This window comes from Janthinobacterium sp. PLB04, from assembly GCF_021165895.1.
GTDB lineage: Bacteria > Pseudomonadota > Gammaproteobacteria > Burkholderiales > Burkholderiaceae_D > Janthinobacterium > Janthinobacterium lividum.
Window position 1 is genome coordinate 4,978,274 of sequence record NZ_CP088968.1, and the last position, 22,763, is coordinate 5,001,036.

At 61.0% G+C, this 22,763-nt stretch carries 20 protein-coding genes; 6 read left to right on the plus strand and 14 right to left on the minus strand.

All coding sequences use genetic code 11. From position 1 onward, the window contains the following. Positions 1–19 precede the first annotated feature (19 nt). From odhB to LSO07_RS22050, 3 genes are all read right to left on the minus strand, one after another. Positions 20–1,276 carry a 2-oxoglutarate dehydrogenase complex dihydrolipoyllysine-residue succinyltransferase gene (gene odhB / locus LSO07_RS22040; protein ID WP_034789085.1) on the minus strand — a complete coding sequence of 419 codons (1,257 nt, stop codon included), beginning with the start codon at positions 1,274–1,276 and terminating at the stop codon, positions 20–22. Between the two features lie 117 nt (positions 1,277–1,393). Continuing rightward, complete coding sequence (locus tag LSO07_RS22045) at positions 1,394–4,246, minus strand: 2-oxoglutarate dehydrogenase E1 component (protein ID WP_034789088.1); 2,853 nt, start codon at positions 4,244–4,246, stop codon at positions 1,394–1,396. A gap of 257 nt (positions 4,247–4,503) precedes the next feature. Continuing rightward, positions 4,504–5,478: a LysR family transcriptional regulator gene (locus LSO07_RS22050; protein WP_034789090.1), complete on the minus strand. Its 975-nt coding sequence runs from the start codon at positions 5,476–5,478 to the stop codon at positions 4,504–4,506. Between the two features lie 116 nt (positions 5,479–5,594). Between LSO07_RS22050 and LSO07_RS22055 the strand changes: the two genes are divergently transcribed. Further along, a complete protein-coding gene (locus tag LSO07_RS22055) occupies positions 5,595–6,050 on the plus strand; it encodes a hypothetical protein (protein ID WP_052140697.1) in 456 nt (151 codons plus the stop codon). Positions 6,051–6,067: 17 nt separating this feature from the next. On the opposite strand, the gene LSO07_RS22060 is transcribed toward LSO07_RS22055, so the two are convergent. The 9 genes from LSO07_RS22060 to LSO07_RS22100 form a co-directional block, all read right to left on the minus strand. Next, complete coding sequence (locus LSO07_RS22060) at positions 6,068–6,610, minus strand: NAD(P)H-dependent oxidoreductase (protein ID WP_151096572.1); 543 nt, start codon at positions 6,608–6,610, stop codon at positions 6,068–6,070. Between the two features lie 223 nt (positions 6,611–6,833). Beyond that, positions 6,834–7,175 (minus strand): winged helix-turn-helix transcriptional regulator, encoded by a 342-nt coding sequence (locus tag LSO07_RS22065; protein WP_151096573.1) that lies wholly within the window; start codon positions 7,173–7,175, stop codon positions 6,834–6,836. A gap of 124 nt (positions 7,176–7,299) precedes the next feature. After that, positions 7,300–8,601: a citrate synthase gene (gene gltA / locus LSO07_RS22070; RefSeq protein ID WP_035820759.1), complete on the minus strand. Its 1,302-nt coding sequence runs from the start codon at positions 8,599–8,601 to the stop codon at positions 7,300–7,302. Between the two features lie 122 nt (positions 8,602–8,723). Further along, positions 8,724–9,005 carry an FAD assembly factor SdhE gene (locus LSO07_RS22075; protein WP_034752073.1) on the minus strand — a complete coding sequence of 94 codons (282 nt, stop codon included), beginning with the start codon at positions 9,003–9,005 and terminating at the stop codon, positions 8,724–8,726. 116 nt (positions 9,006–9,121) lie between these two features. Next, a complete protein-coding gene (locus LSO07_RS22080; protein ID WP_034789099.1) occupies positions 9,122–9,832 on the minus strand; it encodes a succinate dehydrogenase iron-sulfur subunit in 711 nt (236 codons plus the stop codon). Positions 9,833–9,842: 10 nt separating this feature from the next. Next, positions 9,843–11,624 (minus strand): succinate dehydrogenase flavoprotein subunit, encoded by a 1,782-nt coding sequence (sdhA, locus tag LSO07_RS22085; RefSeq protein ID WP_034789101.1) that lies wholly within the window; start codon positions 11,622–11,624, stop codon positions 9,843–9,845. Positions 11,625–11,626: 2 nt separating this feature from the next. After that, positions 11,627–11,992, minus strand: coding sequence for a succinate dehydrogenase, hydrophobic membrane anchor protein (gene sdhD / locus LSO07_RS22090; protein WP_034789102.1), 366 nt, complete (start codon positions 11,990–11,992; stop codon positions 11,627–11,629). Next, complete coding sequence (sdhC, locus tag LSO07_RS22095; RefSeq protein WP_034789105.1) at positions 11,992–12,414, minus strand: succinate dehydrogenase, cytochrome b556 subunit; 423 nt, start codon at positions 12,412–12,414, stop codon at positions 11,992–11,994. The genes sdhD and sdhC overlap by 1 nt, the downstream gene beginning before the upstream one ends. A 306-nt stretch (positions 12,415–12,720) precedes the next feature. After that, positions 12,721–13,608, minus strand: coding sequence for a GntR family transcriptional regulator (locus LSO07_RS22100; protein WP_081345455.1), 888 nt, complete (start codon positions 13,606–13,608; stop codon positions 12,721–12,723). Positions 13,609–13,913: 305 nt separating this feature from the next. Here LSO07_RS22100 and LSO07_RS22105 point away from each other — a divergent pair, with 305 nt between their 5' ends. The 5 genes from LSO07_RS22105 (at position 13,914) to LSO07_RS22125 (ending at position 20,863) form a co-directional block, all read left to right on the plus strand. Beyond that, on the plus strand, positions 13,914–14,903 hold the full coding sequence (locus tag LSO07_RS22105) for a malate dehydrogenase (protein WP_034789110.1): 990 nt from the start codon (positions 13,914–13,916) through the stop codon (positions 14,901–14,903). Positions 14,904–15,014: 111 nt separating this feature from the next. After that, positions 15,015–16,013, plus strand: a complete 999-nt coding sequence (locus tag LSO07_RS22110; RefSeq protein WP_034789112.1) for an HpcH/HpaI aldolase/citrate lyase family protein — start codon at positions 15,015–15,017, stop codon at positions 16,011–16,013. Between the two features lie 13 nt (positions 16,014–16,026). Beyond that, entirely contained in the window at positions 16,027–16,587 is a 561-nt protein-coding gene (locus LSO07_RS22115; protein WP_034789113.1) for a hypothetical protein, read from the plus strand. A gap of 88 nt (positions 16,588–16,675) precedes the next feature. Next, the gene (acnA, locus tag LSO07_RS22120) at positions 16,676–19,396 is read left to right on the plus strand and encodes an aconitate hydratase AcnA (RefSeq protein WP_070254090.1); all 2,721 of its coding nucleotides are present in this window, start codon (positions 16,676–16,678) and stop codon (positions 19,394–19,396) included. A 213-nt stretch (positions 19,397–19,609) separates the two neighbouring features. Then, positions 19,610–20,863: a DUF2863 family protein gene (locus LSO07_RS22125; protein WP_151096574.1), complete on the plus strand. Its 1,254-nt coding sequence runs from the start codon at positions 19,610–19,612 to the stop codon at positions 20,861–20,863. 170 nt (positions 20,864–21,033) lie between these two features. Here LSO07_RS22125 and LSO07_RS22130 read toward each other — a convergent pair whose 3' ends face one another. Both LSO07_RS22130 and LSO07_RS22135 read right to left on the minus strand, forming a co-directional pair. Then, positions 21,034–21,498, minus strand: coding sequence for a CYTH domain-containing protein (locus LSO07_RS22130; RefSeq protein ID WP_070282242.1), 465 nt, complete (start codon positions 21,496–21,498; stop codon positions 21,034–21,036). Positions 21,499–21,510: 12 nt separating this feature from the next. After that, a complete protein-coding gene (locus LSO07_RS22135) occupies positions 21,511–22,632 on the minus strand; it encodes a M14 family metallopeptidase (RefSeq protein ID WP_034789119.1) in 1,122 nt (373 codons plus the stop codon). Between the last annotated feature and the right edge of the window lie 131 nt (positions 22,633–22,763).

Sequence of the window (22,763 nt, forward strand, 5' to 3'; positions counted from 1 at the left end):
CGCCGGGGGACTACGGTGCTTACAGGTCCAGCAGCAGGCGTGCAGGATCTTCCAGCGCTTCTTTCATCGCCACCAGGCCCAGGACGGCTTCGCGGCCGTCGATGATGCGGTGGTCGTAGGACATGGCCAGGTAGTTCATCGGACGTACCACGATCTGGCCGTTTTCCACGACAGCGCGGTCCTTGGTCGCATGCACGCCCAGGATGGCCGATTGTGGCGGGTTGATGATCGGGGTCGACAGCATGGAGCCGAAGGTGCCGCCGTTCGAGATCGAGAACGTGCCGCCCGTCAGGTCGTCCAGGGTCAGCTTGCCTTCCTTGGCTTTCGCGCCAAATTCACCGATTTTTTTCTCGATGTCGGCGATCGACAGCTGGTCCGCGTTGCGGATGATAGGCACGACCAGGCCGCGTGGCGAACCGACAGCGATACCGATGTCGAAGTAGCCGTGGTAGACGATGTCGTTGCCGTCAACGGAGGCATTGATGATCGGGTACTTTTTCAGGGCGGCGACGGCGGCCTTGACGAAGAAGGACATGAAGCCCAGCTTGACGCCGTGCTCTTTCTCGAACTTGTCCTTGTACTTGTTGCGCAGGTCGATGACCGGCTGCATGTTCACTTCATTGAACGTGGTCAGGATGGCGTTCGTCGATTGCGATTGCAGCAGGCGCTCGGCGATACGTGCGCGCAGGCGGCTCATCGGCACGCGCTCTTCAGGGCGGTCGCCCAGGCTGGCGGCCGACGGCGTGGCAACTTGTTGCAGCGCTGGCTTGGCAGCGGCTGGCGCCAGTGGCGCGACAGCTGGCTTGGCGGAAGCGGCCAGGGCGTCGCCCTTGGTCACGCGGCCGTCTTTGCCGGAACCGGCGACATCGCCAGCGGACAGGCCTTTTTCGGACAGGATCTTGGCAGCGGCAGGCATGGCGACATCGCCTTTGGTCGCGGCGGCTGGCGCCGTAGCGTTAGCGGTGTCTTGCGCAGCGGCAGCCAGGGCTGGCGCGGCAACGGCCGACACTTCCATCGGGCTGACCTTGGCCGAGCCGTCGGTGTCGATGATGGCGATGACTTCGCCGGCGACGACGGTGGCGCCGTTATCCTTGATGATCTGCACGATCACGCCAGCGGCAGGCGCCGGCAGTTCCAGCACCACTTTATCGGTTTCGATATCGATCATGTTTTCGTCGCGCGCAACTGGTTCGCCGACTTTCTTGTGCCATGCCAGCAGGGTCGCTTCTGCAACCGATTCCGACAACTGGGGAACTTTGACTTCGATTTGTGCCATGTAAAACTCCGTTTATTTTGTTATTGCGGCGCCGCCCCTGCGTAGCAAGGGCGGCGCTCCGTCACGATGTATGCGAACAGGCGCCATGCATGCGCATGGCACCCGCTATCCTGCCACTTACTTGGTCAGGATAAAACCCTTCAGCTTCGAGAATGCCGTTTCCAGCAGATCTTTTTGCTGGGCGTAGTGCTTGTCATAGTAACCGACAGCAGGCGACGCCGAAGCAGGACGGCCGGCGTAGGCCAGACGCTGACCCGATTCCAGGCCTTCGAAGATGTTGTGCTGGATCTGGAACCAGGCGCCCTGGTTTTGCGGCTCGTCCTGCGCCCAGACGACTTCGACCAGGTTCGGGAACTTCTTCAGTTCAGCAGCGAACGACTTGTGCGGGAACGGATACAGCTGTTCCAGGCGCACGATGGCCGTGTCGGTCTGGCCACGGGTCTTGCGTGCGTTGACCAGGTCGTAGTAGACCTTGCCCGAGCAGGCGACCACGCGCTTGACTTTCTTGGCGTCGATTTTGTCGTCGACTTCGCCGATGACGGTCTGGAAACCACCCTTGGCCAGGTCGGTCAGCGGCGAACCGGCATCCTTGTTGCGCAACAGCGACTTCGGCGTCAGGATGACCAGCGGCTTGCGGAACTGACGGACCATCTGGCGGCGCAGCAAATGGAAGATCTGCGAAGCCGTCGTCGGCTGCACCACTTGCATGTTGTTGTCTGCGCACAGCTGCAGGAAGCGTTCCGGACGCGCGGACGAGTGCTCAGGACCCTGGCCTTCGTAACCGTGCGGCAGCATCATGACCAGGCCCGAAGCGCGGCCCCACTTCACTTCGCCGGAGCTGATGAATTGGTCGATCACCACTTGCGCGCCGTTGGCGAAGTCGCCGAACTGGGCTTCCCAGATCGTCAGGGTGTTCGGTTCAGCGGTCGAGTAGCCGTATTCGAAGGCCAGTACCGCTTCTTCGGACAGCACCGAGTCGATGACGGTGAACGGCGCCTGGTTGTCCGACACGTTTTGCAGCGGAATGTAGGTACCTGCATCCCAACGCTCGCGGTTCTGGTCATGCAAGACGGCGTGGCGGTGCACGAACGTGCCGCGGCCGGCATCCTGGCCCGTCAGGCGGATGGCATAGCCGGACGATACCAGCGATGCGTAGGCCAGGTGTTCGCCCATGCCCCAGTCCAGGTTCATTTCGCCACGGCCCATGGTGCCACGGTCGCCCAGTACTTTTTCCACCAGCGAGTGGACCTTGAAGTCTTCCGGCACGGTGGTGATGCGGGTGGCCAGGCGTTTCAGTTCCGTCATCGGCACGGCGGTATCGGCCGAATCGGTCCATTTCTTGTTCAGGAACGGCAGCCAGTCGACGGCGTACTTGTTCTTGAAGTTCGAGATGACCGGATCGACGGTATGCTTGCCGGCGTCCATGGCGTCGCGGAACGCGGCCACCATCTTGTCGCCGCCATCGGCAGGGATCACGCCTTGCGCTACCAGCTTGTCCGCGTACAGCTTGCGGGTGCCTGGATGCTGGCCGATCTTCTTGTACATCAGTGGCTGCGTCAGTGCCGGCGTATCCTGCTCATTGTGGCCAAGCTTGCGGTAGCAGATGATGTCGAGGACGATGTCCTTCTTGAATTCCATGCGGTAGTCGAGCGCGATCTGCGTCGCCAGCACCACGGCTTCCGGATCATCGGCGTTGATGTGCAGGACCGGTGCTTCGATCATCTTGACGACGTCCGAGCAGTACAGGGTCGAGCGGGCATCGCGCGGATCCGAGGTGGTGAAACCGATCTGGTTGTTGATCACGATATGCACCGTGCCGCCCGTGTGGTAGCCACGGGTTTGCGCCAGATTCAGCGTTTCCATGACCACGCCCTGGCCGGCGAAAGCGGCATCGCCGTGCACCAGGATAGGCAGCACTTGCGCGCCCTGCGCGTCGCCGCGGCGATCCATGCGGGCCTTGACGGAACCTTCGACCACAGGGTTGACGATTTCCAGGTGCGACGGGTTGAACGCCAGCGACAGGTGGACCGGGCCGCCCGCGGTGGAGATGTCCGACGAGAAGCCTTGATGGTACTTCACGTCGCCAGCAGGCAGGTCGTCGCCATGCTTGCCTTCGAATTCTTCGAACAGTTCCTGCGGCGCCTTGCCCAGGGTGTTCACCAGCACGTTCAGGCGGCCGCGGTGGGCCATGCCGATAACGATTTCCTGCACGCCTTTTTCGCCGGCGCGCTGGATGGTTTCGTCCATCGAGGCGATGAAGGTTTCGCCGCCTTCCAGGGAGAAGCGCTTCTGGCCCACGTAACGGGTGTGCAGATAGCGTTCCAGGCCTTCAGCCGCGGTCAGGCGGTCGAGGATGTGGATTTTTTTCTCTGGGGTGAAATTAGGGGTGGAGCGGATCGCTTCCAGTTTCTCTTGCAGCCAGCGCTTTTCGGCCGGGTCGGAGATGTACATGAATTCGGCGCCGATCGAACGCGTGTAGGTATCGCGCAGATAGTTCAGCAGATCGCGCAGGGTGGCGGTCTCGGGGCCAAAATAGGTATTGCTGATGTTGAACACGGTGTCCATGTCCGCGTCGGTGAAGCCGTAGAAGCTCGGCTCCAGTTCCGGGATCATCGGACGTTCCTGGCGTTGCAGCGGATCCAGGTTGGCCCAGTGCGAACCGAGGTAGCGGTAAGCGGCGATCAGCTGCGTGGCGGCGACGCGCTTGCGGCCCATTTCAGCATCGAAGGAAGCGGTCACTGTGCGGATAGGACCTGCTTTTGCGCGCTCGGCGAACGAGGCGACGACGGAGGCATGCGCCACGTCAGGCTTGTTGGTGCCATCGACGGCAGGCACGTGCTGCATTGCGTCGAAGTAGGAACGCCAGTTATCGGGTACCGAGCCTGGATTGTTCAGATACGCCTCGTACAGGTCTTCCACGTACGGAGCATTCCCACCGAACAGGTAGGAGTTGGTCGTTAATTGCTGCATATATTGCTCACCTTTCTTCGCGCTTCGCGAGGAATTAGCGGGTTAATCTAACCTTCCGCGACACGGCCTGACCGGTTAGCGGATTGCACATCAAGTTGTGGGGAAGGGCTTTTTTATTGCACCAGCATTCTGCATACCGTCATTTAGAATAGCACGCGGTATTGTAACGCAACAACGCCTAGTTGAATTTTATTTGGCAAGCAAATGTAAGCTGTGTTGTTGATTTTCCCGGGCTTGCAAGCCTGTCACTGTTATGCTTACAACACATCGGCGGCCCTGCCGGCGTGCCGCTTGCGTCCAACTGGTCTGCCCGGCAACGGCGCCGCCGCGATGGCCGCCAACCAATCGGGATCACCGGCAAACCACTCCACCAGGAAGTCGAGCATGGTGCGCAGCAGGGGCGACATGTGCTGGCGCGAGGTGTAGACGCCGTAGATGCCCATGTCCTGCGGCTGGTACGCGGGCAAGAGCTCCACCAGCTGCCCGCTGGCGATCAGCGGCGTGGCCGAAAAGCGCGGCTGCATGGCGATGCCCGCCCCCGCCACCGTGGCCACCAGCAGGACCAGCGATTCATTCGCCGACAGGCGGCCGCTGACGGGGACAGTGAGCGCTTCCCCGTCATGCGTAAACTGCCACAGGCTCTTGCCGAAATACGTGTACGTCAGGCAGTTGTGCAGGGCCAGGTCTTGCGCCCGGCGCGGCGTGCCGTGCGCCGCCAGGTACGATGGTGCGGCGCACACCACCGAGGCGCAGCTGGCCAGCTGGCGCGCGATCAGGTTAGGCTCGAGCGCGTTGGTGATGCGGATCGCCAGGTCGATGCGCTGCTCCACCAGGTTGACGGCGCGGTTCTCCATCTGCAGGTCGACGGCGGCGCGCGGATAGCGCCGCAGGTAAGCGGTTACTGCGCCAGCCAGCGCCGTCTGCGCAAGGGATTGCGAACAGGTGATGCGCAACAAGCCGTGCGGCGTATCGAGGCCCTCGGGCGAAGTGACGGCCATGGCGCCAGCCACTTCCAGCATCTGCCGGCAGCGCGCCAGGGTGGCATCGCCCGCATCCGTCAGGCTCAGCCGGCGCGTGGTGCGATGCAACAGCCGCGCGCCCGCCCACTGTTCCATTTCGGCCAGGTAGCGCGTCACCATGGCGCGCGACATGTCGAGCGCTTCGCTGGCGGCCACCATGCTGCCACGCTCGGCGATGGCGACGAATACTTGTGCGGCGGTGATGCGGTCCATGCGGTACTCCCTTGATTCGTCCGATCCATGCAACTAAGTATTGCAATCTACCCTATTTCTCGCGCCTGGTCGAAAGGATAATATGCGACAAGAGCATCCAATGCAGAAAGAATAATATGTTTGCACGCGCCGCCCGCCCCTCCCGCACGCTGGAGACCTTCCGCCTGGATGTGCTGGGCCGCGCACCGTCCACTTCGCTGCTGCTGAGCGGCATGGCGGACGCCATCCTCGTCAACACCCAGTTCCTGCGCGGCGATGCAGCGCAGTTAGCGCACACCATCGCCGCCAGCGGCAAGCGCCTGACCACCATCTATATCAGTGCGGCCGAACCGCAAGCCTATTTCGGCCTGGGCGTGCTGCAGCAAGCCTTTCCGCAAGCCCGCATCCTCGCCAGCGGCGCCACGGTCGAGGCGATCCGCCGCCAGGCCGGCGCCAGGGTCGCCCACTGGGGCGGCATCCTCAAGCACAATGCCCCGCACCGCATCGTCATGCCCCAGCCCTATGAGGGCGACAGCCTGCAACTGGAAGGCCGGCACGTCGCCCTGCGCCAGCTGGAAGCGGCCTTCAACTGACACGACGCAGGCCTGCCCTACAACGCACCCAGGAAGCGCTCGTATTCTTGTGCGCTGCGCGCCAGCCGATCGGCATAGCCCGCCTCCTTCGGCCCGTCTTCCGCGCCATAGAAGGCAAAGAAGCGGCGGTTGTCGGCGCCGATGTACGCCAGGGTGACATCGAACGGCGCCAGCAGCTGCGCCAGGGTGACGCTCCACTTGCCTTCCGGCGTGAAATCCTCCTCGCGGATGCCGGCCGTGACGGCCAGCGCCACCTTTCTCCCCCTGAAGGCATCGCCTCCCGTGCCGTAAGCCCAGCCATATGCCAGCACCTCGTCGAGCCACCGCTTCAGCAAGGGCGGGCAGTTGAACCAGTACATGGGGAATTGCAGGACCACATTGGCGTGCGCCTCCACCAGCGCCTGCTCGCGCGCCACATCGATGTTTCCATCCGGATAAGCCTGCTGTACGTCGTGGATGGTGTAGCGGTCCGGATACTGCGCCAGTTCCTGCAGCCAGCGCTTGTTGGCGACCGACGTGTCGATGGCGGGATGGAAGACGATAACGAGGGTTTTCATCATGCTGCTTTCCTGAAAATGGATGGATGCACCAGCCCGCCTGCACAGGAAAGCAGGCAAGCCGGTACCCTGCCCCGTGGCACGCGGCATGTGGCCGCGCGCCGGCAGGGGCAAAAACAGCATAACCATGGCGAGTACTTTTCACAAGTACGCACATTTACCACTCATACAGTAAGAAAAGTAAGCTGCAAGGCCGTGAAAAGACGTTTGGCCATGCGCATCCGCCTCAGGCTGGCTGGTGCCGTTCGCCCCACGCGCACAAGGCATGCAGCACGGGGATCAGCGAGGCGCCCTTGCTGGAAAGCGAATATTCCACCTTGGGCGGCACTTGCGGATATTCCTTGCGGACGATCAGCCCATCGGCTTCCAGCTCCTTCAGCACGACGCTGAGGGTCTTGAAAGCGATGCCACCGAGATGGCGCTTGAGTTCGTTATGCCGCAGCACGGTGTTTTCCGCCAGCGCATACAGGATCAGCATCTTGTATTTGCCGCCGATCAGCGACAAGGTATAACCAAATGCCGTATCGCCGAGAGCCACGCCGCTGGGGGCGCATATTTCTTCATTCATCGCGTTGCACTTCCTGTTGAACCAGGAACCGAGCATAACAGCCCGGCGGCCCTGGCTTGCATCGAACACGCACATAAAAAAACGGGCCGAAGCCCGTTTTTTGTTTGCTTGATACCGCTCTGGATTAACGCTTGTCCAGTGGCAGTACTTCGCGCGTGGTCGAACCGACGAACAGCTGGCGCGGACGGCCGATTTTTTGCTCTGGGTCGGCGATCATTTCGTTCCACTGGGCGATCCAGCCGATCGTACGGGCCATAGCGAAGATACCGGTGAACAGCGACACAGGGATGCCCAGTGCCGATTGCACGATGCCCGAGTAGAAGTCGACGTTCGGGTACAGTTTGCGCGACACGAAGTATTCGTCGTTCAGTGCAATCTTTTCCAGTTCCATCGCCAGCTTGAACAGCGGATCGTCTTGCAGACCCAGTTCTTGCAGCACTTCGTAGCAGGTTTCACGCATCAGCTTGGCGCGTGGATCGAAGTTCTTGTACACGCGGTGGCCAAAGCCCATCAGCTTGACGCCGGAGTTCTTGTCCTTGACTTGCTCGATGAAGGCAGGGATGTTCTCGACGGTGCCGATTTCCTTCAGCATGTTCAGTGCCGCTTCGTTGGCGCCGCCGTGGGCAGGGCCCCACAGGCAGGCGATACCGGCAGCGATACAGGCGAACGGGTTGGCGCCCGACGAACCGGCCAGACGGACGGTCGATGTCGATGCGTTTTGCTCGTGGTCCGCGTGCAGGATCAGGATGCGGTCCAGGGCGCGCACCAGCACGTCGTTGACCTTGTACTCTTCGCACGGGTTGGCGAACATCATGTGCATGAAGTTGGCGCTGTACGACAGGTCGTTGCGTGGGTACACGAACGGTTGGCCGACCGAGTACTTGTAGGTCATGGCGACCAGGGTTGGCATCTTGGCGATCAGGCGGATGGCCGACACTTCGCGGTGACGCGGGTCGTTGATGTCCAGCGAGTCATGGTAGAACGATGCCAGCGCGCCGACGGTGCCCACCAGGACCGACATCGGATGCGCGTCGCGGCGGAAGCCACGGAAGAAGAATTGCATCTGTTCGTGCACCATCGTGTGCTTGGTGACGGTGTCGACGAACTTGGCTTTTTGCGCCGCGTTCGGCAATTCGCCGTTCAGCAGCAGGTAGCACGATTCCATGAAGTCGGCGTTGACGGCCAACTGTTCGATCGGGTAACCGCGGTACAGCAGCTCGCCCTTGTCGCCGTCGATGTAGGTGATCGACGAGTTGCAGGCGGCCGTCGACATAAAGCCTGGGTCGTAGGTGAACTTGCCGCTACCGGCGTACAGTTTGCGGATGTCGATGACGTCCGGGCCAACCGTGCCTTTGTAGATTGGAAATTCAAGCGATGGGCTGCCATCGGAGAACGACAGGGTAGCTTTTGTGTCAGAGATATTCATGGGCTCTTCCTTCTCGGGAGTGAGTCGAAATTAAAATCAAAAATTCTGGCTGCAATTCGCACCGCAATTCGGCAGTGCTACAGCGCGCCACTCGCACCGTTTGCAATATATCGCCCAGGCGTCTAGGCAATGCGCAGTCGTTGCAGCAGTGCGCGCACATGCGGCAGATCGACTTCGCCTTCCGGCTCTTTACGGGCCAGTACCAGATCCATTAACGCATTGTCCGATAAATCCAGCAAACGCGTCAGCGCGTCAACTTCTTCATCGGTCAATTCGGTTTCATACGCATCGAGAAAACGGGTCAGGATAATGTCGTTTTCCAGCAGGCCACGGCGTGAACGCCAGCGCAGGCGGGCGCGGTTGGCCGGGTCGGCCTGATGCGAGGACAAAATTGATTCTGTCATTTGGTTTACCACTTTACGTGTGCCTTGCGGCACGGTGCTGCTTTGCAGGCGCCGCCTGCAGGCAAGAGAGGATACCCTCTTCCCGCAAACGGCGCCCGGCGGACGCGATCAGGGGATCAGATCGCGCGGCGGACCATCAATTCCTTGATCTTGCCAATCGCCTTGTTCGGGTTCAACCCTTTCGGGCAGACGTCGACGCAGTTCATGATCGAATGGCAGCGGAACAGGCGATACGGGTCTTCCAGGTTGTCCAGACGCGCACCGGTGGCTTCGTCGCGCGAATCGGCGATGAAGCGGTAGGCTTGCAGCAGGCCGGCCGGGCCGACGAACTTGTCCGGATTCCACCAGAACGACGGGCACGACGTGGAGCAGCATGCGCACAGGATGCACTCGTACAGGCCATCGAGTTCTTCGCGCTGTTCCGGCGACTGCAGGCGTTCTTTTTCAGGCGGGATCGAGTCGTTGATCAGGAAAGGCTTGATCGAATCGTATTGCTTGAAAAATTGCGTCATGTCGACGATCAGGTCGCGGATGACTGGCAAACCTGGCAACGGACGCAGCACGATAGGCTCCGACAGTTCGTTCAGGTTGGTGGTGCATGCCAGGCCGTTCTTGCCGTTGATGTTCATCGCGTCCGAACCGCACACGCCTTCGCGGCACGAGCGGCGCAGGGCCAGCGAGTCATCGACGTCCGACTTGATGCGCTGCAGTGCGTCGAGCAGCATCTTGTCGGTGTCTTTCAGTTCGACCGTCAGGTCTTGCATGTAAGGCTTGGCATCCTGGTCAGGATCGTAGCGGTAGATTTTGAATTTGAGAGTGCGTGCCATGTTCTGACCTTTAGAAAGTACGTGGTTTTGGCTTGAAGGTATCGACCGTCAGCGGTTTGGTCACGACTGGCTTGTATTCCAGGCGGTTGCCTTCCGAGTACCACAGCGTGTGCTTCATCCAGTTGTCGTCGTCGCGGGTCGGGTGATCATCCTGGGCGTGGGCGCCGCGCGATTCCTTGCGGGCTGCTGCCGAGACGATGGTCGCTTTCGCCGTTTCGATCAGGTTGTCCAGCTCCAGCGCTTCCACGCGGGCCGTGTTGAACACCATCGATTTGTCCTTGAACGAGACGTGCTTGCGGCGCTCGTCGAGCTTCATGATTTCGATCACGCCCTGGTCCAGCATCGCGTCGGTACGGAACACGCCACAGTACTTCTGCATGGTGGCGCGAATCTCGTTCGCCACGCCCTGCACGGTTTCCGTGCCGGTCGAATTTTCCAGGCGCGCCAGGCGGCCCATGGCGAAATCGGCAGCGTCGGCTGGCAAAGGCTTGTTTTCCTTGGCTTTCAGGCCGCTGTTGACGATGTGGTTGCCGGCCGCGCGGCCGAAGACCACCAGGTCGAGCAGCGAGTTCGTGCCCAGGCGGTTGGCGCCGTGCACGGAGACGCAGGCGCATTCGCCGATCGCGTACAGGCCGTTGACAACCTTGGCCGAATTGTCCGGACCGGTCGGGGTGACGACCTGGCCGTGGATGTTCGTTGGAATGCCGCCCATCTGGTAGTGAATCGTCGGCACGACAGGAATCGGTTCCTTGGTGGCGTCGACGTTGGCGAACTTGTGGCCGATTTCCAGGATCGACGGCAGGCGCTTGGCGATGGTGTCGGCGCCGATATGGCGCAGGTCCAGCATCACGTGGTCCTTGTTCGGACCGCAGCCGCGGCCTTCCTTGATTTCCTGGTCCATCGAACGCGAAACGAAGTCGCGCGGCGCCAGATCCTTCAAGGTTGGCGCATAGCGCTCCATGAAGCGTTCGCCTTCGCTATTGATCAGGATGCCGCCTTCGCCGCGCACGCCTTCGGTGATCAATACGCCCGCGCCGGCCACGCCGGTCGGGTGGAACTGCCAGAATTCCATGTCTTGCAGCGGCAGGCCGGCGCGTGCCGCCATGCCCATGCCGTCGCCGGTGTTGATGAAGGCATTGGTCGATGCGGCGAAGATACGGCCTGCGCCGCCCGTTGCCATGACCGTCGTTTTTGCTTCCAGGATCATGCATTCGCCGGTTTCCATTTCCAGCGCAACAACACCGATCACGTCGCCGTCGGCGTCACGGATCAGATCGAGTGCCATCCATTCGACGAAGAAGTGCGTACGGGCGCGGACGTTGCGCTGGTACAGGGTGTGCAACAGGGCGTGACCGGTACGGTCGGCTGCCGCGCAAGCGCGCTGCACCGGCTTTTCGCCGAAGTGGGCCGTGTGGCCGCCGAAAGGACGCTGATAGATGGTGCCGTCAGGGTTGCGGTCGAATGGCATGCCGAAGTGTTCCAGCTCGTACACGACCTTCGGTGCTTCGCGGCACATGAATTCGATGGCATCCTGGTCGCCCAGATAGTCGCCACCCTTGACGGTGTCGAACATATGCCAGAACCAGTTGTCTTCGGCCATGTTACCGAGCGACGCGCCGATACCGCCCTGCGCCGCAACGGTGTGCGAGCGGGTCGGGAAAACTTTCGACAGTACAGCGACGTTCAGACCGGCTTCAGCCAGCTGCAACGACGCGCGCATGCCGGAACCGCCGGCGCCAACGATTACCGCATCAAAGCGGCGGGTAGGGATTGCAGATTTATATGCTGCCACGATTACACACTCCAGAGTATCTGTACCGTCCAGCCGGCACAAGCGATCAACCACAGCATGGTGGCAATTTGCAGGGTCATGCGGAGGCCAACGCTTTTCACGTAGTCCATCCAGATATTGCGTACGCCGACCCATGCGTGGTAGAACAGGGCGACAAACGTCACCAGGCTGAATAATTTGAACCATTGCTGTGCAAACAATCCTGCCCAGCCTTCATAGCTGAAGTTGCTGCCGGTCAGGAAGGCGATCAGCAGGATGGCGACGTAGGCCACCATGACGAGGGCGGTGACGCGTTGCGCCAGCCAGTCGCGCAAGCCGTAATGGGCGCCGACGACGAGGCGTTTCGGTCCGATGTTATTGTTTGCCATTAAAATACTCCAAACAGTTTCAAAGCGACCAGAGCGGTCAGTACCAGGCTGATCACCAGAACGAACTTGGCGGTATTGCGCGCGGGCTCTTTCTCGGCGGCGACGTGCACGTCCATGAGCAAGTGGCGGATGCCGGCGCAGAAGTGATGCAGGAAGGCCCAGACCAGACCCAGCGTGATCAGCTTGACGAACCAGTGCGAGGCGATGCCCTGGAAGTAGGCGTAGGACATTTCGGAACGCAGGCTCAGTTCCAGCATGTACAGGATGCACGGCAGCAGGGCGAAAATGATGATGCCGCTGATACGATGCAGGATCGAGACGATGGCGCCGATCGCCATGCGGTAGTTCGACAATTCGGTAACATGGATGTTACGGAATTGCGGCCGTTCTTTTTTTGGTACTTCTCTTACGGCTTCAGACATAACAAAAACCTCCCCTTTGAATTTCAACTAAATATTGAAGCCGCGATTTTCGCCGATTTTCGCAACCGATACCAATATCTATTGTTACATATAACCAAAATGGTTTTTTACTACAAAATACCGCGCTACTTTCCGTAGTTCACGTAATTTAATTACAGAATCGCCGGCAAAACACGGCCCGCCGGGGCGGGCCATGCTGTCGCTGCGCTTTCCGTTGTCTCCGTTGCCCGCCTTGCGGCAGGCATCTTGCAAGCGATGCACTTCAGCCTTGCTGCTTGTTCGGACGCCCACGGGCGCCCCGCCGCTTCAGCTGAGTTCATTCTGATAATGATGGCGACTGGTCAGGTACAGGCCCCGGCGCAGTTCGACCGGCTTGTCGCCGTAGGTAAACGACACGCGCTCGGAACTGAGCAGGGGCGTGCCGAGGTCGATATTTAACAATTGCGCGGCGCCCGCGTCGGCGCACACGGCGCGAATCTGTTCGGACGCGCGTATCATGCGCGTGCCGAATTCCGTTTCAAACAGGCCGTACATGGGGCCCTTGTATTCCACCAGGCGTTCGGCCGTCAGGCCCTTGAAGATCAGGCCGGGCAGCCACAGCTCTTCGACGATGGTCGGCACGCCGTCGAAATACTGCACGCGCTTGATGAAGATGACGGCGTCGCCGGACTTCAGATCCATCAGGCGCGCCACGTCGGCTGGCGCGCGCACGCGCTTGACTTCGATAAACTTGCTTTCAGGATAATGCGGTACGCCTTCGTCCGGCACCAGGCGCAGGAAGCGGAAATGCGCGCGCGCCTCATGGTGGGTGGAAACGAAGGTGCCCTTGCCCTGGCGCCGCATGACGAGATTCTCGGCGGCCAGTTCATCGATGGCCTTGCGCACCGTGCCCTGGCTGACCTTGAAGCGCCCTGCCAGCTCGACTTCGCTGGGAATCAGTTCGCCCGGTTTCCATTCGCCCGATTGCAGGCTTTGCGTGATGAGCGCCTTGATCTGCTGGTACAGGGGGCTGAAGGTGGGCGATGCAGTTGCGGCAGGCGCGGCCACGGCAGCAGTGGTATTCACGCTGGCAACAGGGGTGGCGGCAGTGCCGGCCGCTGCGGCAACGGGCGTGGCCGGGGTGCCCGCGGTCGGACTGACCGCCCCGCTTGCAGCAGTGGCATTGTTGGTCAGATTGGACGAGGCGGAATTCATAGTCCGACATTTCAACACAAATCACTGCCCGCGTCCAGTAAAAGACTCGTAGTTATCTGTCTTATATAAGACATAAGATATGATTGACAGATGCAGATCAGGGGCCTAAACTGCCCTCGATAAAACTTGTGAGCCAGCGTTTTATGTTGTCGGCCAGCCACTCAGGCCTCGTGCAGCACAAGCGTGACGGCAGCGTACACCAGCAATTCGGTGGCGCGGGCCGGTTTTGGTATCATTATAGTTTTTCCGGATAAGCGTAAGCCCAGCTTCAAGCCCGTTTTCTTTCCCATTTTTGGAGATTCATCATGGCTAAAACCCCAATGCGTGTTGCAGTGACCGGCGCCGCCGGCCAGATCGGCTACGCCCTGTTGTTCCGCATCGCCAATGGCGACATGCTCGGCAAAGACCAGCCTGTCATCTTGCAACTGCTTGAAATCCCGGACGAAAAAGCCCAGAAGGCGCTCAAGGGCGTGATGATGGAAATCGACGACTGCGCATTCCCGCTGCTGACGGAAATGACCGCCCACTCCGATCCGCTGACCGCATTCAAGGATGTCGACGTGGCCGTACTGGTTGGCGCGCGTCCGCGCGGCCCAGGCATGGAACGCAAGGACCTGCTGGAAGCGAACGCCCAGATCTTCACGGTGCAAGGCAAGGCGCTCGACGCCGTCGCTTCGCGCAATGTCAAAGTGCTGGTGGTCGGCAACCCTGCCAACACCAACGCCTACATCGCCATGAAATCGGCGCCATCGCTGCCAGCGAAAAACTTCACCGCCATGCTGCGCCTGGACCACAACCGCGCGCTGTCGCAAGTCGCTGCCAAGACCGGCACCGCCGTGAAAGACATCGAGAAGCTGACCGTCTGGGGCAACCACTCGCCAACGATGTACGCCGACTACCGCTTCGCCACCGTGAACGGCAAGGCTGTGAAAGACCTGATCAACGACCAGGAATGGAACGCCAACACCTTCCTGCCAACCGTCGGCAAGCGCGGCGCCGCCATCATCGAAGCGCGCGGCCTGTCGTCGGCAGCGTCGGCAGCGAACGCCGCCATCGACCACATCCATGACTGGATGCTGGGCACCGCCGGCAAGTGGACCACCATGGGCGTTCCTTCGGATGGCTCGTATGGCATCCCTGAAGGCACCGTGTTCGGCTTCCCGGTCACCACCGACAATGGTGAGTACACCATCGTTCAAGGCCTGGAAATCGATGCATTCTCGCAAGAGCGCATCAACCTGACCCTGAAAGAACTGACCGAAGAGCGCGAAGGCGTGAAACACCTGCTGGCCTAAGTCCAGTTTTGGCGGCGCGGCAATGCGCCGCCCGCCAAAGAAGGCCGCCCTGCGAGATTCGCGGCGCGGCTGTTTTATCAAGTAGTTTTTACCTGCAGAAATGCCTTAAGCATGCACCCTTCCGAGGTTTTATTCCAAGGCAAACGCCAGCCGCTGTTGCTCGCCGCTTGCGACCACTACGCCGGCTCTGAAAAGCTGATGCGTAAATCGATTGCTTTGCAACAAGAGCTTGGCCCCCTGTTCGACATCACGTTCGACTGCGAAGACGGCGCCAGCGCCGGCAATGAAGAATCTCACGCTCTGATGATCGCGGGCCTGCTGGCCAGCGACGAGAACCAGTTCAACCGCATCGGCGTGCGCGTGCACGACGTCGACAGCCCGTTTTTCGCGCGCGACGTGGAAATCATCTGCACCGCCGCCTCGCGTCTGGCCTACATCGCCGTGCCCAAGGTGGGCGGCGTGCAGGATGCCATGCTGGCCATCGACCTGATCAACCTGCACGCGCGCCGCGCCGGCCGCGACAACCTGCCCGTGCACATCCTGATCGAGACGCATGGCGCGCTGCGCGACGCCTATGCGATCGCCGCCCTGCCCCAGGTCGAATGCCTGTCCTTCGGCATCATGGATTTCGTTTCGGCCCATTACGGCGCCATTCCCGCCGCCGCCATGCGCACGCCGGGCCAGTTCACGCACCCGCTGGTGGTGCGCGCCAAGCTGGAAGTGGCGGCCGCCTGCCATGCGCACGGCAAGGTGCCGTCGCACAACGTGACGACGGACGTGCGCGATTCGGCCGTGGTGGCCAACGATGCCCAGCGCGCAACAGCCGAGTTCGGCTACACGCGCATGTGGAGCATCCACCCGGACCAGATCAAGCCCATCATCAAGGCCTTCACGCCGCGCCTGTCCGAAGTCAACGAGGCCAGCAACATCCTGAATGAAGCGCTGCGCGCCAACTGGGGACCGATTGCGCAAAATGGCCGCTTGCACGACCGCGCCAGCTACCGATATTATTGGACCGTTTTGCAACGCGCCAAACTGGCAGGCCTCGGCCTGCCCGAGGCGGCCGCTGCATTACTCAACGCCCCCTCTTCCAGCACCACTGAAAACTGACAGGAATTACACGATGTCCCTCTCCAAATTAGCAATTGCCTGCAGCGTCGCGCTGGGCGCCATGACCCTCACGCTGGCGCCAGCCAGCTTCGCCGCCACGGATACCAAGGAAGCGGCAAACGCCAAGGCGGTCAAAGCCAAGGCCAAGCCGAAAGCCAAGGCCACCAAGGCAAAGGCTGCCGCCAAGGAAGCGCATCCGCTGGCCATGTCCATGGTCGACAAGGAAGAGTCCGACGAGCCGGATACCGCGGGTTCGGCCTCCACCGATTTCAATTGTGAACTTGGTAATAAAATTACCATCTACACCAATGCTACTGACGACAAACACATCGCCCTGCGCTGGAAGAAGCGCCTGCACCGCCTGAGCCGCGTTGGCACCACCACCGGCGCCAACCGCTTCGAGAACCGTTTATATGGTCTCGTCTGGATCGGCATCCCGGCCAAAGGCATGCTGCTCGATTCCAAACAGGGCCGCCAGCTGGCCAATGAATGCAAGGATGCAGAGCAAGCCAAGCCGGCGGCAGTGGTGGAAGCCGCGCCATCGCTGGGCGTGCTGCCGGCCACCGGCGGCTGATGTGCGTAGCAAGGGCCTCTTCGGGGGCTCAGTCATGTTTTGTAATTTGAATAATCAATAAATAGACGATACCCAACAAGGAGAGGTCATGTCCCGCAACACTCTGAACACGCTCAAGGACTTTAATATTTCGGATAGCAAGAAGGGCAAGCTGTACTCCCTGCCTGCACTGGAAAAAAGCCTGGGCATCAATGTCTCCCGCCTGCCAGTGTCGATTCGCATCGTGCTTGAATCGGTATTGCGCAACTGCGACGGCAAAAAAGTCACCGAAGAACACGTCAAGCAATTGGCGAGCTGGGGCCCGACCGCCGAGCGCACCGACGAGATCCCGTTCGTAGTGGCGCGCGTCGTGCTGCAAGACTTCACCGGCGTACCGCTGCTGGCCGACCTGGCAGCCATGCGCAACGTGGCCGCCAAGATGGGCATCAACGCCAAGAAGATCGAACCGCTGGTACCAGTCGACCTGGTGGTCGACCACTCGGTGACCATCGATCACTACCGCGAAAAGAAAGCGCTGGACCTGAACATGAAACTGGAATTCTCGCGTAACAACGAGCGTTACCAGTTCATGAAATGGGGCATGCAGGCATTCGACACCTTCGGCGTCGTGCCACCAGGCTTCGGCATCGTCCACCAGGTCAACCTGGAATACCTGGCGCGCGGCGTGCACCACGCAGGCAAGAAAGCCGGCGACGTGTACTACCCTGACACCCTGGTCGGCACCGACTCGCACACCACCATGATCAACGGCATCGGCGTGGTCGGCTGGGGCGTGGGCGGCATCGAGGCGGAAGCCGGCATGCTGGGCCAGCCGGTCTATTTCCTGACGCCTGACGTCATCGGCGTGAACCTGTCGGGCGCGCTGCGCGAAGGCTGCACCGCCACCGACCTGGTACTGACCATCACCGAATTGCTGCGCAAAGAAAAAGTCGTCGGCAAGTTCGTCGAATTCTTCGGCGAAGGCACCGAATCGCTGACCCTGACCGACCGCGCGACGATCGCCAACATGGCACCGGAATACGGCGCGACCATGGGCTTCTTCCCGGTCGACGAAGCCACCATCGATTACTTCAAGGGCACCGGCCGCAGCAAGGCTGAAATCGCCGCGTTCGAAGGCTACTTCAAAGCGCAAAACCTGTTCGGCGTGCCAAAAGCCGGCGAGATCGACTACACCCGCGTGGTGGAACTGAACCTGGCCACGGTCGCTCCGTCGCTGGCCGGCCCGAAGCGCCCGCAAGACCGTATCGAAATCGGCAACGTGAAAGCGAACTTCGCCGAGCTGTTCGCCAAGCCAACCACGGAAAACGGCTTCAACAAGAACCCGGCCGACCTGGCTGCCGTGTACGAAACGACGAACGGCGTGAAAGTGTCGAACGGCGACGTGCTGATCGCCGCGATCACCTCGTGCACCAACACCTCGAACCCGAGCGTGATGCTGGCTGCCGGCCTGCTGGCCAAGAAAGCCGTGGAAGCCGGCCTGAAAGTCGCTCCGCACATCAAGACCTCGCTGGCCCCCGGCTCGCGCGTCGTGACCGAGTACCTGACGGCTGCCGGCCTGCTGCCATACCTGGAAAAACTGGGCTTCGGCGTGACCGCCTACGGCTGCACCACCTGTATCGGCAATGCGGGCGACCTGACGCCTGAGCTGAACGCCGCCATTGCCACGCACGACATCGTCGCGTCGGCCGTACTGTCGGGCAACCGCAACTTCGAAGCGCGTATTCACCCGAACATCCGCTCGAACTTCCTCGCTTCGCCACCGCTGGTCGTCGCTTACGCCATCGCCGGCAACATGACGCGCGACCTGATGACGGAACCTGTCGGCAAGGGCAAGGGCGGCAAGGATATCTACCTGGGCGACATCTGGCCGACCTCGGCTGAAGTTTCGGCCATGATGAAGTTCGCCATGAACGCCAAGGTGTTCAAGGACAACTACGCCGACGTCAAGGGCGCACCAGGCAAGCTGTGGGAAAAAGTCACGACCGTGTCCGGTCAAGTCTACAACTGGCCGAAATCGACCTACATCGCGGAACCACCGTTCTTCGACAACTTCTCGATGACGCCAGCGGCAGTGGCCACCGGCATCGAAGGCGCGCGCGCACTGGGCGTGTTCGGCGATTCCATCACCACCGACCACATCTCGCCAGCCGGCTCGATCCAGGAAAACGGTCCTGCAGGCAAGTGGCTGAAGGAAAACGGCGTCCTGAAAGCGGACTTCAACTCCTACGGCTCGCGTCGCGGCAACCATGAAATCATGATGCGCGGCACGTTCGCCAACGTGCGTATCAAGAACCGCATGATCCCTGCCAAGGCGGACGGTTCGGCGGTCGAAGGCGGCATCACGATTCACCAGCCTTCCGGCGAACAGATGTCGATCTATGACGCAGCGATGAAATATGTTGCTGAAGGCACGCCAACCATGGTCTTCGGCGGCGAAGAGTACGGTACGGGCTCGTCGCGCGACTGGGCGGCAAAAGGTACGCAACTGCTGGGCGTGAAAGCCGTGATCACCCGTTCGTTCGAGCGTATTCACCGCTCGAACCTGGTGGGCATGGGCGTGTTGCCGCTGCAATTCATCGGCGACGACAGCGTGCAAACCCTGGGCATCACCGGCAATGAAACCTTCGACCTGAAAGGCCTCGAAGGCGAAATCAAGCCACAGCAACTGGCCACCCTGGTGATCCACCGCGCCGACGGCACCAGCGTCGACGTGAAAGTGCTGCTGCGCATCGATACGCCGATCGAAGTCGATTACTACAAGCATGGCGGTATCCTGCCATTCGTGTTGCGTCAACTGCTGGCCGAGTAATCAGCCCAGCTGTGAGGTAAGATAAAAGCGCCGGTTCCGACCGGCGCTTTTTTTCGTCCCTGCGCCCCGTTCCGACTTGAAATTCCGACTATTGGCATGATCTGAGGATAGCTTACGTATTGCGTGCGGCTGAATCCTCTACAATACGGTTATAAGGGTTTATCATTGTTTGACTGATCCATTTTTTTCACTTTCCGAGACTCTTATCCCGCCATGCGTCGTCCTTCCAAAGATTCATCCCATAAACTGACTGCCGACAGCCAGCGCCTGGTCACCTTTGCCCAGGCGATCGTACAGGCAGCCAGCCGTCTCGAAGAGCGGTCCTGGGAACACAGCCTGGATACGCAGCTCCAGAAATTACTCAAAACCGGCCACCAGGACACCATCGACAACACCCTGGGCAGCCTGTTCAAGGAAGACTTGAACGCCTACGACGTGCTGATGGACTGCGTTGAAGCCGTCAGCGAATCGACCGTCATTACGCATGAAGACGTGCGCTACGACGCCCTGCTGGTCGCCGTGCCCATCCTCGCGTGGACGCGCTTTTCCATCGCCTCCGGCCCCATGGCCGGCGACGCGCATGGCGTGCTGTCGGCGCATTTCGCCGCCCACCTGCTGGCCGATGGTACGAAGATGGCCATGGCGCCCACCCTGTATTCGATCGACCAGCTGCCGCGCAGCCACGTCGAGACCTATGCCAAGACGCAGAAGCTGGCACTGGCCGCCCTGAAAGGCACAGCCGTCAAGCCGTCGGCCAAAGAGGCGGAAACGGCGCCCTTCCTGGCCGACACACGCTACCTGCTGGTGGCCGTGGTGGCCCCTGCTGGCGCACCGCTGTTCCGCTGGCAGACGCCGGCCAGCCAGCTCGACTTCATCGCCGAGCGCAGCGCCGCCCTGGAACAATGGCGCACGCAGGCCACGCCGACGATCGCCCGCCTGCTGCCCGGCTGCGGCCTGGAATTGCTGCTGCCGGAAGCGTATTACGTGGCCTGCCGCGAAGCGGACAAGCTGATACGCCCCGTCTCCGTGCGCGCCGCCGTGCACTACCTGACGCACACGCTGGCCATCGAGCCGTCGGAACTGCGCGCCGTCATCGCCGGTTTCGGCGAGGAAGCGGCCGATGGCCAGGTGGACGAGTACCGCATCGCCTTCACCCTGCGCCAGGCGCCGGACGTGATCTACGGCATCGTCTGGCCTTTATATGGCCAGGAAGACGAGGATGGCACGCCGATCGAAGGCCTGATCCAGGTCGGCATCGCCGCGCTGGACAAGCAAAAGACGCCCGTCGATGAAATCATCGAGCACCTGAACGCCGCCGGCGTGACGCAGATCAAGCGCCACGCGGAACGTTTTGTCGGTGAATACTGCGACGATTGCGGCGCGCCCCTGTTTGCCGATCCCGTGGGCGAGCTGGCGCATGCGGAAATGCCGGAAGATACGCCGCAAGGCACGGAACACTTCCATTGATGCTGTAACGGTGTTGTCGGATTACGCGCTGCGCGCTAATCCGACCTACGTTGCTGGCATAGGCCGTAGGTCGGATTAGCCGGCACGGCGTAATCCGACAATACCCCTGATGCAAAAAAAGGCGGAACCGAGGTTCCGCCTTTTTCATTACAACGTCCAGTAATCCACCATCACCACTGCGAAAACGGGTGGCGGATCAGATTCGCGTTGTAGTAGCGCGCGTCGCCCGACACTTCCGCGCCGATCCAGTCGGGCTTCTCGAACGGCTGGTCTTCCGAGGCCAGTTCGATCTCGGCCACCACCAGGCCCGCATTCGCGCCCAGGAACTCGTCGACTTCCCACACCATGCCCGCATGTTCGATGCGGTGGCGGACCTTTTCGATCAGCGGCTGTTCGCACAGGCCGTCGAGCAGTTCGGCGGCGTCGGCCAGCGGAATCGGATACTCCCACTCGCCGCGCGTCGCGCCCACGTTCGCCCCCTTGATGGTCAGCATCGCCTGTTCGCCCTCGATGCGCACGCGCACCACGCGCTCGCGCGCGGACGACAGATAGCCCTGGCGCAGCAGGACCGCCTGGCCCAGGCCGCGCCAGGCGTCGCCGGCAAGCAAAAATTTACGCTCGATCTCGATACCCATGAACAACGCCGTTCAATCCAGCGACAGCAGGATAGGCTGCAGCATGGCCGCGCCCAGGGCCGCGCTGCGCGCGCCGTTCCAGCCGACGGCCGGATCCGGCAAGTCGGCGTTTTCCTTGAATGGCATTTCCAGCGTCAGCGCCAGGCAGCCGAAGTGGTGGCCGATGTATTTCGACGCCAAGGTCAGCATGTCCGATTTGTACTTGCTGGCCGCATAGCCGAACTTGTCCTGGAAATCGGGGCTGGCCTGCTTGTAGCGCTCGATGAAGGCTTTCTGGTGCGCCGCTTGCGCCGGCGTGAAGTTTTCCAGCATTTCATTGCCGGCCACAAAGTTGTACGGCAGCGCTTCATCGCCATGGATGTCGAAGAACATGTCGACGCCCGTTTCATGGATCTTGTTTTTCACGCACAGCACTTCCGGGCTCGATTCCAGCGAAGGCGTCATCCATTCGCGGTTCAGGTTGGCGCCTGCCGCATTCGTGCGCAGGTTGCCGCGGATGGAACCGTCCGGGTTCATGTTCGGCACGATGTGGAACACGGCGCGCTGCAGCAGTTTGCGCGCGATCGGGTTGGCGTCGTCCAGCAGCGAGTCGATCAAGCCTTCGACGAACCATTCCGCCATCGATTCGCCCGGATGCTGGCGCGCGATGACCCAGATCTTCTTTTCCGCCTGCGGGTTGCCGATGGTCACCATGTTCATGTCGCGGCCGTCGACCGTGCTGCCCAGGTCGGACACGCGCGCCAGCGGATGCTCGGCCACTTCGCCCAGCAGACGCAGATGGCGCTCCCACGAATACGGCTCGAAATAAGCGTAATACACGCTGTCGAGTTCCGGCGTGTGCGAGATCGTCATGACCTGGCCGTCGAACGAGGTCGGCACGCGGAACCAGTTTTCGCTGTCGTAGCTGGCCACGGCCTGGTAGTCTTCGTAGCCGGCCGGATAGGTGGCCTGGCCCGCGTTCAGGAAACGCATCGTGCATGCCTGGCCACGCGCGCCCTGCAGGCGGAAGTGGAACCACTGGTGGATGTCGGCGTGGCTATCCTTGCGCAAGTTCAGGTCGATGGCGCCGGCACTGGTGGCGCTCACCACGTCGATGGCGCCCGAGTCGAAGTTCTGGCTGATTTTAATGGTCATGTAATGATCCCGTCCGAATGTAAGTGTTCCGGCGTTGCCTCGTGGGCTGGCGCCGGCGCGCTAAGTAACCCCCAATAAATTCTTCTGATTTCTAGTCTCCACAATCGGCGCGCTGCTGTGTTGCCCACCGC